Source organism: Methylobacterium nodulans ORS 2060, from assembly GCF_000022085.1.
Taxonomy (GTDB): Bacteria; Pseudomonadota; Alphaproteobacteria; order Rhizobiales; family Beijerinckiaceae; genus Methylobacterium; species Methylobacterium nodulans.
This window is the reverse complement of record NC_011894.1, coordinates 661,494-670,491: the sequence shown is the minus strand read 5'-3', so window position 1 is coordinate 670,491 and position 8,998 is coordinate 661,494. Positions and strand designations below refer to the sequence as shown.

At 66.8% G+C, this 8,998-nt stretch carries 14 protein-coding genes; 12 read left to right on the top strand and 2 right to left on the bottom strand.

Annotated elements, in window-relative coordinates; translation table 11 throughout:
- Positions 1-4 precede the first annotated feature (4 nt).
- The 10 genes from MNOD_RS02965 (at position 5) to MNOD_RS02935 (ending at position 5,173) form a co-directional block, all read left to right on the top strand.
- Complete coding sequence (locus MNOD_RS02965; protein ID WP_015927358.1) at positions 5-1,210, top strand: DUF7146 domain-containing protein; 1,206 nt, start codon at positions 5-7, stop codon at positions 1,208-1,210.
- The gene (locus MNOD_RS02960) at positions 1,210-1,791 is read left to right on the top strand and encodes a hypothetical protein (RefSeq protein ID WP_015927357.1); all 582 of its coding nucleotides are present in this window, start codon (positions 1,210-1,212) and stop codon (positions 1,789-1,791) included. The genes MNOD_RS02965 and MNOD_RS02960 overlap by 1 nt, the downstream gene beginning before the upstream one ends.
- Positions 1,791-2,009, top strand: coding sequence for a hypothetical protein (locus MNOD_RS02955; RefSeq protein WP_015927356.1), 219 nt, complete (start codon positions 1,791-1,793; stop codon positions 2,007-2,009). The genes MNOD_RS02960 and MNOD_RS02955 overlap by 1 nt, the downstream gene beginning before the upstream one ends.
- Entirely contained in the window at positions 2,009-3,079 is a 1,071-nt protein-coding gene (locus MNOD_RS46005; protein ID WP_015927355.1) for a hypothetical protein, read from the top strand. The genes MNOD_RS02955 and MNOD_RS46005 overlap by 1 nt, the downstream gene beginning before the upstream one ends.
- Positions 3,076-3,717: a DNA adenine methylase gene (locus MNOD_RS02950; protein WP_244424651.1), complete on the top strand. Its 642-nt coding sequence runs from the start codon at positions 3,076-3,078 to the stop codon at positions 3,715-3,717. The genes MNOD_RS46005 and MNOD_RS02950 overlap by 4 nt, the downstream gene beginning before the upstream one ends.
- Before the next feature lie 63 nt (positions 3,718-3,780).
- Positions 3,781-3,978, top strand: a complete 198-nt coding sequence (locus MNOD_RS48720; protein ID WP_244424650.1) for a hypothetical protein — start codon at positions 3,781-3,783, stop codon at positions 3,976-3,978.
- On the top strand, positions 3,975-4,334 hold the full coding sequence (locus MNOD_RS42620) for a hypothetical protein (RefSeq protein ID WP_015927354.1): 360 nt from the start codon (positions 3,975-3,977) through the stop codon (positions 4,332-4,334). Before MNOD_RS48720 ends, MNOD_RS42620 begins: the two co-directional genes overlap by 4 nt.
- A gap of 77 nt (positions 4,335-4,411) precedes the next feature.
- Positions 4,412-4,687, top strand: coding sequence for a hypothetical protein (locus MNOD_RS02940; RefSeq protein WP_015927353.1), 276 nt, complete (start codon positions 4,412-4,414; stop codon positions 4,685-4,687).
- Positions 4,680-4,832 carry a hypothetical protein gene (locus tag MNOD_RS47885; protein ID WP_015927352.1) on the top strand — a complete coding sequence of 51 codons (153 nt, stop codon included), beginning with the start codon at positions 4,680-4,682 and terminating at the stop codon, positions 4,830-4,832. Before MNOD_RS02940 ends, MNOD_RS47885 begins: the two co-directional genes overlap by 8 nt.
- The gene (locus tag MNOD_RS02935; RefSeq protein ID WP_015927351.1) at positions 4,829-5,173 is read left to right on the top strand and encodes a hypothetical protein; all 345 of its coding nucleotides are present in this window, start codon (positions 4,829-4,831) and stop codon (positions 5,171-5,173) included. Before MNOD_RS47885 ends, MNOD_RS02935 begins: the two co-directional genes overlap by 4 nt.
- 65 nt (positions 5,174-5,238) lie before the next feature.
- Here MNOD_RS02935 and MNOD_RS02930 read toward each other — a convergent pair whose 3' ends face one another.
- Both MNOD_RS02930 and MNOD_RS02925 read right to left on the bottom strand, forming a co-directional pair.
- Positions 5,239-5,655 (bottom strand): helix-turn-helix domain-containing protein, encoded by a 417-nt coding sequence (locus MNOD_RS02930; protein WP_015927350.1) that lies wholly within the window; start codon positions 5,653-5,655, stop codon positions 5,239-5,241.
- A 12-nt stretch (positions 5,656-5,667) separates the two neighbouring features.
- The gene (locus MNOD_RS02925) at positions 5,668-5,910 is read right to left on the bottom strand and encodes a type II toxin-antitoxin system RelE family toxin (protein WP_043747924.1); all 243 of its coding nucleotides are present in this window, start codon (positions 5,908-5,910) and stop codon (positions 5,668-5,670) included.
- A 208-nt stretch (positions 5,911-6,118) separates the two neighbouring features.
- Here MNOD_RS02925 and MNOD_RS02920 point away from each other — a divergent pair, with 208 nt between their 5' ends.
- Positions 6,119-7,600, top strand: coding sequence for a primase-helicase family protein (locus tag MNOD_RS02920; protein ID WP_015927348.1), 1,482 nt, complete (start codon positions 6,119-6,121; stop codon positions 7,598-7,600).
- A 483-nt stretch (positions 7,601-8,083) separates the two neighbouring features.
- Complete coding sequence (locus MNOD_RS02915; protein ID WP_015927347.1) at positions 8,084-8,989, top strand: hypothetical protein; 906 nt, start codon at positions 8,084-8,086, stop codon at positions 8,987-8,989.
- Positions 8,990-8,998 lie beyond the last annotated feature (9 nt).

Sequence of the window (8,998 nt, the reverse complement as noted above, 5' to 3'; positions counted from 1 at the left end):
GGCGATGCGCACGGCGGCGTTCGATGCGTGGGTGGAGGAGGCGCGGGGCGTTGACCTCGTGGCCTACGCCCGCGCGCGTTCGCCCCGCCTGCACCGCTCGACCACCGAGTGGACGGGCCCATGCCCCGGCTGCGGCGGCCGCGACCGTTTCGGGATCAATGTCAGCAAAAAGCTCTGGTCCTGCCGTCAGGGCGGCGGCTCACCGATCGGCGGCGACATCATCGCCCTCGTCCAGCACGTCGAGGGCTGCGACTTCCTGGCAGCCTGCGCGATTCTGACGGGCCGCTCCGCACCCGGCCACGAGCCCGAGACGGCAGAAGAGGCCACGGCCCGCCGGGCGGCCAAGGCGGCGCGCGAAGCCGAAGCCGCTGCGAAAGCCAAGGCGGAGGCCGAGGCCTCCGCCCGCTTCCGCGAGGCCGAGCGGCGGCGCCTCTACCAGCTCTGGCGCGCGGCCGGCCCTGTCGCAGGCTCGCCGGCCGAAGCCTACCTCGCCCTGCGCCGCGTCGCGGCCCCGCCCAGCGCCCACCTGCGCTGCGCTCCGCATCATCCGCTCTATGCGCATGGCGGCCGGCGGGCCGAGGTGATCCACGTAGGTCCCGCGCTGCTCGCCGCGATCCTCTCGCCGGAGGGGCGGTTCACCGGGCTGCACGCCACCTGGATCGACCTCACGGCCCCGGACGGCAAGCTCCGGCTCGCCGACCCGAAGACCGGCGAGTGCGTACCCGCGCGCAAGGCCCGCGGTTCGATCGGCGGCGGACGCATCGAGCTCGTGCGCGTGCCCGACCCGGTGCGCCTCGTGCTCGGCGAGGGCAACGAGACCGTGTTGTCCGCATGGGGCGCGCTGCGGGTGCACCGGCCCGCCTTCGTCGAGGGCTGTGCGTTCTGGGGTGGCGTCAGCCTCGGCAACATCGCGGGGCGCGCCGCCGACACCGTGCCCCATCCCACCCAGACGCTCACCGACCGCCGCGGCCGCACCCGGCCGGTCCGCGTCGGGAACGGCATCCCGGCCGACGATCCCGGTCCCGCGATCCCGATCCCTCCCACCGTCACCGAGCTCTGGCTCTGCCAGGACGGCGATTCCGACCCCTTCGCCACACGCCTCGCCATGGAGCGGGCCGCCCGCCGCTACGCCCGCCCCGGCCTGACCATCGGCATCGCCCCTGCCGATCCGGGCCAGGACTTCAACGACATGCTGAGGAGCGCCGCCTGATGGCCCTGTTCGCCCCGCCCGTCCCCACCACCCTGGCGCTCGACCGGCTGCCGGCCCCGGTCGGGTGCGGCGTTGCGGTCCGTCGGGCGGGGCCGCGGCCTGGGGCAGGCGAGGGGACGCGCGCGACCGCGCCGGCGCCCGCCTTTTCCGCCGTGCTGCCGGGCCTTGGTCCGCTGGCGCGGCAGGCGATCGACGAGGCGCGGATGCGCCGGGCGGGCGCCGAGGCCGTGCTCCCCGTGGGGCCAGAGCCGGCCCCGATCCGGATCGCCCCGCGCCGCGATCTCGCCGATGCCCTCGGCGGCTTCACCCTGGCCCAGCTCTACGCCCACGCCCTCGACGTGCTTCGCCGCGCCAAGATCACGCTCGAGCACGCCGAGGATCTCGCCTCCGGCCGCTTCGAGGATCGCGCCACCCGCAACGATCCGACCCTCGATCACGCCACCCCGCACTGCATCGCGAGCTTCGTGGCCAAGGCGCGGGTGGACCACGCCAAGGCGGAGGCGATCGTCGCCGTCCTCGAACGCTGCATCGGACGGGAGGCGGCGCTTGCCGCGGTACTGGACGGGGAGGGCGCCCGCTGATGGCCGATATCAGCACGGTCGCATCGCTGGCCCTCAACGGATCAGCCTGCGTGCTTGGCCTTATCCAGTCATGCTGGGCCGGATCGCCTTGGGTGATCTTCCTCGCCTTCATGAGCGGTGCCTGCTGCGCGATCTCGGCGACGATCGCTCGGAAAGAGCGAGAGCGCCGGTCACCCATTGGCGTCGCCGACCAGCCCGCCGCCGGAGGGCTGCACTGATGGTCGTCTCCGCCGTCCCTTACCGCATTGAGATCTACACCCTGACGCCGATCCGCGACCGGGACGGCACGGTCTGGCTCGACCTCCACTTGATGGGCGTCGGGCAGAACACGAGCTATGTTATTTTAGACCTTGGTCATCTTCAATGTGCGATCAATCGCTCGATCTATATTACATATTCCAGCCGAAATAAGTCGGTAGTCTGGCTTTGGACATTGGACTTCTCGCATAATTTGTTTGATGTTGTATTGTTTTTTCCAAAATTCTCTAACATCGGTATCATCTCTCTTCTCGCGCAAAATTTCCAGAAAGTGAAAGACGTCTGCAGTTTTTTTGAGAGTGTCCAGGTAGTTCGCAAGGTTTTTGAGATTATTTTCGGTTTCGTCTTTTATCGAACTTTCGAATACCTGCTGTTCCATAAGAAGGCCCAGATCCAGTACGGAGTTCTGGTAGTGCTCGATATACTGAGCAAATTGTTTATTATGGTTTTGCAGCATATCTATTTCAGCACTGATTTTGCCATCGAGGCCGTATGCGCTTGTGTCAACGAAAACATCTATGACCAAAACCGCTTGTCGTACTCTGTTGGTGGCTCTCTCTACATTATGAAAAGCATCGCTCATGGCAGAAAGCAAGGCGCGCAAAGATTGTGCCCGCTGTTGAAGCGGGGCAAGTGCACTTGCAGCAAACTGACGACTTGCGATGTCAACCTGCTGGCGAGCTGCGTCTACTTGCTGCTGAACGCCGACCCATGCCAAGATAGCGGCCAACACTGCAACAAATGCAGCAATGGAGCTCTGGTAGCGATTAATCCAGAATTCAGTGCAGCTTGTGGCTCCATCTTTGGCGCACGCCACCTTATCTTTATCCGCATCCTCGATTGGGCATGTAGTCGAAGCGACCCGTGCGACCTGCAGGTCACACAGCCCTGTGCTGGACGTCGCCCAGCCCCAGGCAATCACGAAGGCGAACAGAGCGACGGTGAAGAGCGAGACACGCCAGTTCATGCGCTGACTTCTCGCGCAGCCAAGCTTCTGTCCGCAACAGAAAATGCGGCGGTGTCCCCATGACCTCCGCCGCCCTCGCGCCCACGCCCGAGCCGCCGCGTCCCGTCCTGCGCTGGCACGGCGGCAAGTGGCGCCTCGCCCCCTGGATCGTCCGGCACTTCGCCCCCCACCGCCTCTACACCGAGGCGTTCGGCGGAGCGGCCAGCGTCCTGCTGCGTAAGCCGAGGTCCTACGCCGAGATCTACAACGACCTCGACGACGACGTGGTCAACCTGTTCCGGGTGCTGCGCTCGGACCGCGCGCCGGACCTGATCGCGGCCCTCCGGATGACGCCCTTCGCCCGGGCCGAATTCGATTGGGCCTATGAGGTTGCGGCGGATCCGGTCGAGGAGGCCCGGCGGCTCATCGTGCGCTCGTTCATGGGCTTCGGCTCGGACGGCTTCAACCGGGACGTCACCACCGGCTTCAGGGCGAACGCTCATCGCTCCGGCACCACGCCGGCGCAGGATTGGGCCGGGCTTCCCGACGCGCTCTGCCTCGCAGTGGAGCGGCTGCGTGGCGTGGTGATCGAGAACCGCGACGCAGTCGAGGTCCTGGCCCAGCACGACAGCCCCGAGAGCCTGCACTACGTCGACCCACCGTACCTGCCGGAGACCAGGTCCCAGAAGTCGCGGCGAGCCGGCGGCAAGTTTCACGTCTAGCGTCACGAGCTGACGGCCGCGGACCACGCGCGTCTCCTCGACGCGCTGCGCGGTCTCAGGGGTATGGTGGTGCTCTCCGGCTACCCGTCGCCGGTCTACGACGCGGCGCTGCCGGGCTGGACCCGGGTCGAGCGGGCCGCCCACGCCGACGGCGCCCGGGCGCGCACTGAGGTGCTGTGGATCAACCCGCGTGCGGCTGCCCGCCTCTCCGCCTTCGGCAGCGTGCTCGCTCAGGCGCAGCTCTTCGAGGTGCGGCCATGACCTCCGCCCGCCTCACGGACCTGTTCGCAGACGGCGCGAGCCTAGTCGTCTTTCACATCGTAAACCTGGAACATTGTGAGTGCCAGCTGGTGGATCGCCCCAATAAGAAGCTGATAATCCGCCTCGTCGCCATTCTCGAAACACAGAATGACACCAGGATCTTCATTACATTCGGTGGACGCAATAAGTCGAAAATATCTTATGTTTTCGCTGCCCGGAACGTTACGGACAATGTGGATGATCGCTTTCTCTATCTGGCTTCGAGTCTTGGTCAAAGGCTGCATGTGTCTGGCCCTGGCCCGCTGATAAACTTACCTCCACCTTGGCTAGCGACCTACTGCTCATTGGTGGTGTGAGGCCGTGACCGCCGCCCTCTCCCGCCTCACCCCGCCCTCAGGGCGCCCCGATCCCTCATCCACAGGAGCGTGATGCCGTGACCATCAAGAACGTGATCGCGCACGTCGAGTGCGACCGCTGCCGGAAGGACTTCAAGGTCCGCATGGAGACCGGCGATGCGATCCCCGAAGGCTGGGATCTGATGGACCTCGCCACCGACGCGGTGCGCGGCGGGGAGATCCACCTCGCGCCGCGGCAGACCGTGACCGTCGACAGCTGCTCGGTCGCTGGTGAAGGCTCAGGCCTCGAACATCTGTGCCCAGCCTGCACCCAGGCCGAAGACGCCAAGCAGGCGGAGGCGGAGCATGCCTGACCGCCTCTCCCTCTTCGATCTCATCAGCATCGCTGCCGCGGCCATCGAGCTGCTGGTCGCTGCCGTCTGGCGGATGCCGGCGGCGGTGATGGCGGATTGGCTCGACCTCGCTGCCGGGCGCGGCGGGGCAACGGTGGGGGTGTGATCGTGGCTCAGCTTTTACGCGCCATCTATCCGCCCGAGCACGCCTCGCGCCTCTCTGATCATGCAGGCGAGCCCTACCGGCCCAGCAACGGCACCGAGGGCGACATCTTCGCCGCCACTTGGTGCTCGGACTGCCACAAGCGCTCGCGCTGCCAGATCCCCTTGCGGGCCATGGCTCACGACATCGCCGAGCGCGGCTATCCGCGCCAGTGGCAGTATGGCGAGGATGGGCAGCCGGTCTGCACGGCTCACGACAATGGCCCGCCTCCGCCACGCCGTGCGCGACCTTGCCGCCGCACGGGAGACCTGTTCAGCCAGATGCCGGAGGGGCGTCATGCGTAGCCCGCGCACCCGGCGATGGCGCCGAGCGCACCTTCGCGCCGGCCTGCACGTGACCGCCCGGAATGTCAGTTGATCTCCTCCAACCAGGCCACATCGCAGCCGAGGGCCTGCGCGAGCTTGGCCTTCGCCTCGGCGCTCGCGCGCTTGGTGCTGCTCTCGATCTCGCTGATGTAGCTCTGCGGCAAGCCCGTCGCGTCCTGGAGCTGCTGCTGCGTGAGGCCCTTGTGCTTGCGGATGGCCCGCAGCGGGGATGTGCCGTCCAGGGTCGCGTCGACCAGCCACTCCGGCAGCAGCACGGCGCGGCCCGCCGCCTTGTCGGCCGCGTGCGCGTCGAGGATCCGGGCCGTCATGCGGTCCTCCGCCGCCTCGTCCCCGAGCCGGGCGCGCAGCGCGTCGGCTTCGGCCCGCAGCGCCTCGTAGGCGCGGCGCGGGAGCACCACGAACTCCTCGCCGCCCTCGGTGGTGATGATCTGGATCGTCATCCGGTCCCTCCCTCACTCGTAGATGTCGCGTCGATGGCCGAGGGCGACAACCTCGATCGCGTCATCGGTCTCCTCGAAGATCACCCGGTAGTCTCCGCTGCGCAGGCGCCGGCCCGACCGGCCGGAGAGCGCCTTGACGTCGCCCGCGCCCGTCTCGGCGTAGCGCCGCAGCTTGGCGCGGAGCTGATCCCGCACCGCCTCCGGCAGCTTGGCGAGGCTCTTGCGGGCCGCGGGGGTGTAGGTGATCGCCTTCATGGGGGCATTATCGCCATTTATAGCGATAATGCAAGAGATATCGCAAAACCAAGAGATATTCTTGCGCATCCGATCCGCCTGCGCCGCGGCGGAACCGCGCCCGCCGTCGCGCCCGAATTCGCACGTCGAGAGAGACCGGAGCGTAGGGGGTCATCGGCCCGCCGCGTCCCGTCTCGTCGCCTTCGTTGTCCTGCCGCCGAGTAGAGCCGTGTCCGACGATCCTGCCGAGCGTATCGCTCAGGCCTTCACCACCCCCGCCTTCGGCGAGCCGGAGGCCATCCACGCCCTGCAGGCGCCCTTCGACGAGAGCGATGACGGGGACAGCGAGATTCTGCCCGATGACGACGGCGACGACCCGCCCCAGCCGCGTCTGCTTGGCTTCGACGTCGACGAGATGAACCGCTCTTATGCGCTGGTGCTGATGGGCTCGAAGGCCGTCATCATGCAGCAGCAGGAGGGCGGCCCGATCGAGGATCGGGTCAAGCTCCTCACCCTCGACGCCTTCCGAGCATGGTTTCTCAACCGCCCGACCGAATTCCTCGACAAAGACGGCAAGATCAAGCGCACGACTTGGGCCGCGCGGTGGTTGGTCAGTCGCGAGCGCCGACAGTATCGCGGCATCGAGTTCTTCCCTGATCCGGACAACGCCGCCAACACGCCCGGCTACTTCAACCTCTGGCAGGGCTTCGCGGCCACGCCGCGCGCGAAGCCAAACGGCTACGCTATTTTTCGCGATCATCTCCTCACCAATGTCTGCGGCGGCTCGAAGCCGCTTTTCGACTGGGTGTTCGGGTGGTTTGCCCACATCATGCAGCGCCCGCGCGAGCGCATCGGCACCGCACTCGTGTTCCGCGGCAAGATCGTCGTCGGCGACGTCTTCGGCTCGCTGATCGCGAGCCACTTCTTCCTGGTCGACGACCCCCGCTACCTCGTAGGGCAATTCAACGCCCACATGGCGAGTTGCCTGCTGCTGCAGGCTGACGAAGGCTTCTGGGCCGGCGACAAGGCGGCGGAAGGCCGCCTCAAGGGCCTTGTGACGGCCGAGACGCAGATGATCGAGGCCAAGGGCGTCGATCCGATCCGGCTCAAGAACTACGTGCGCCTCCTCATCACCTCGAACGAGGATTGGGTGATCCCGGCGGGTAAGGATGAGCGGCGCTTCTGCGTCATCGACGTCGGCTCGGCCTGCGCTCAGAACGCCGAGTACTTCGGCGAGATGTACCGCGAGCTGGACGACGGGGGGCGGGAAGCGTTGCTGCATGACCTGCTGCAGGTTGACCTGTCGAAGGTGAACCTGCGTCAGATTCCGCGCACCGAGGCGCTCCTGGAGCAGAAGCTGCGCTCCCTCGACACCGTCGAGTCCTGGTGGTTCGAGCGGCTCGCGGCCGGCGCCCCCACCACGAAGCTGGAATTCTGGAAGCACGACGTCCCTGTCGATGATCTGTTCGACGACTACATCGCCAGCGCCGACAAGATCGGCGTGCGGCGCAAATCCGAGATGACCGCCTTCGGCATCAAGATGCGCCGCCTCATCCCGGACCTGAAGCGCCAGCGCCTGAGCGTCTCCGTGGGCCACATGGAGAGCCGGCGGCTGTGGTGCTACCTGCTCCCGCCCCTGAATGAGTGCCGCGAGGTCTTCGAGCGCGAGATCAACCAGGCCGTGGCCTGGGACCGCGATTCGGAGCCGTGAGAGATCGGGAAGGAAGGGGGCCAACAACCTCGTGTCCTACCTTGAGGTGGGACAGCTGGCGAGGTGGGACAGAGCTAAGCCCTTGAAAACAAAGGGTCTGTCCTACCTGTCCCACCTGTCCTACCTTTTTGCCCCACACGCGCGCACGCGCGCGATCCCCCCTTCCTCCCCGGTCTCCCGCGGATCCGATCCGGTGGCGGACGAAAAATCCGACTCACGGGAGGAGCAGGTAGGACAGGTAGGACAGGTAGGACAGGTAGGACACTGCCAATGAAATCAACGGGTTAGACATGTCCTACTTTTTTTCTGAAGAAGAAGAAGGTAGGACAGGTGGGACAGCCAGCGACGCGTCGCGCCCGAATGGCCGCCGCCACAACGAAAAACCTTTCCGTATCAACCCGTTAAGGCGTCCATGCGAGATTTCGACAGGGGAACGGTCGCACTCCCTGCCTCTCGGATCCTCTCATCGTGAAGGGTTGCGTCATGCGGAAGCGGATCGGGATCGAAGACTTCCTGCGCTGGGCCTATCGGGACGAACTCCCGAAGGTGCAGGCGGAGGGCGCTCTGGAGGGGCCGGCCGGCTACGGCGGACCTTGGGGCGGCGTGCTCCAGGTCGGCACACTCGGCACGCGGGTCGACGCGACCGAGAACCGCTATGGGGTCGTGCCTGACCGCTACGCCCGCGACGATGCCCATCCGGACGCGATCCTGGCGGCGGAGGCCGTCCAGGCGCTCGATGCCTGCACCTTCGACCTGCCGGAGGGCTGGAACCCGATCCGGGATCTCGGCGACCTCGGCGCGCTCGGAACGGCAGCGGTTGGGCAGGGGGTCGCAGCCCTGACCCACATCGATGCGGAGGGCGCCCGCAGGCTGCGCGCCGCTCACACGCCGGCCGCGCTGGTGCGCCGCTATGCGCTCCTCGGCGGCTGCCCGATCTGGGAGGGCGACAAGCCGGTGGTGCGGCTCGTGCTCGGCGCCAACGGCAAGCCGGCGTGGTTTCGGCGGGAAACGATTATGGGGGAGGCCGGGCCGTATGAGATCGAGGTCAACGGCATGGGCAAGCGGGGCTACCCGCTCCCGGACGCCTACCAGAAACCGTACCTCGATCCGTGCCCCGTCGACACCATCGTGGGGCGCGGCCAGTACGAGCTCTGGCGCTCGGCCCTCGACCTGCTGTGCGAGGATCTGCGGGACCACCTGACTGGCTACGCTCTGGAGCCCTGCGACCGGCCCATTCGCCCGTGGGAGACGGGGGATCGGCCCAAGCGCCGCGTTATCCACAGCCGATTGATGGTCGTCGCACCGCTTCGTGCACCGCCGCCGCGTCCGCGCGGGCGGGCGCCAAGGCACAATTCTCCTGTCCATCACGTGACTTATGCCTCCGCCTGAGGGGAGATT

Excerpts from the sequence above, each read along its gene's own strand:
- MNOD_RS02965 (WP_015927358.1), top strand. The coding sequence starts at position 5 with ATGCGCACGGCGGCGTTCGATGCGTGGGTGGAGGAGGCGCGGGGCGTT.
- MNOD_RS02960 (WP_015927357.1), top strand. The coding sequence starts at position 1,210 with ATGGCCCTGTTCGCCCCGCCCGTCCCCACCACCCTGGCGCTCGACCGG.
- MNOD_RS02955 (WP_015927356.1), top strand. The coding sequence starts at position 1,791 with ATGGCCGATATCAGCACGGTCGCATCGCTGGCCCTCAACGGATCAGCC.
- MNOD_RS46005 (WP_015927355.1), top strand. The coding sequence starts at position 2,009 with ATGGTCGTCTCCGCCGTCCCTTACCGCATTGAGATCTACACCCTGACG.
- MNOD_RS02950 (WP_244424651.1), top strand. The coding sequence starts at position 3,076 with ATGACCTCCGCCGCCCTCGCGCCCACGCCCGAGCCGCCGCGTCCCGTC.
- MNOD_RS48720 (WP_244424650.1), top strand. The coding sequence starts at position 3,781 with ATGGTGGTGCTCTCCGGCTACCCGTCGCCGGTCTACGACGCGGCGCTG.
- MNOD_RS42620 (WP_015927354.1), top strand. The coding sequence starts at position 3,975 with ATGACCTCCGCCCGCCTCACGGACCTGTTCGCAGACGGCGCGAGCCTA.
- MNOD_RS47885 (WP_015927352.1), top strand. The coding sequence starts at position 4,680 with ATGCCTGACCGCCTCTCCCTCTTCGATCTCATCAGCATCGCTGCCGCG.
- MNOD_RS02930 (WP_015927350.1), bottom strand. The coding sequence starts at position 5,655 with ATGACGATCCAGATCATCACCACCGAGGGCGGCGAGGAGTTCGTGGTG.
- MNOD_RS02925 (WP_043747924.1), bottom strand. The coding sequence starts at position 5,910 with ATGAAGGCGATCACCTACACCCCCGCGGCCCGCAAGAGCCTCGCCAAG.
- MNOD_RS02915 (WP_015927347.1), top strand. The coding sequence starts at position 8,084 with ATGCGGAAGCGGATCGGGATCGAAGACTTCCTGCGCTGGGCCTATCGG.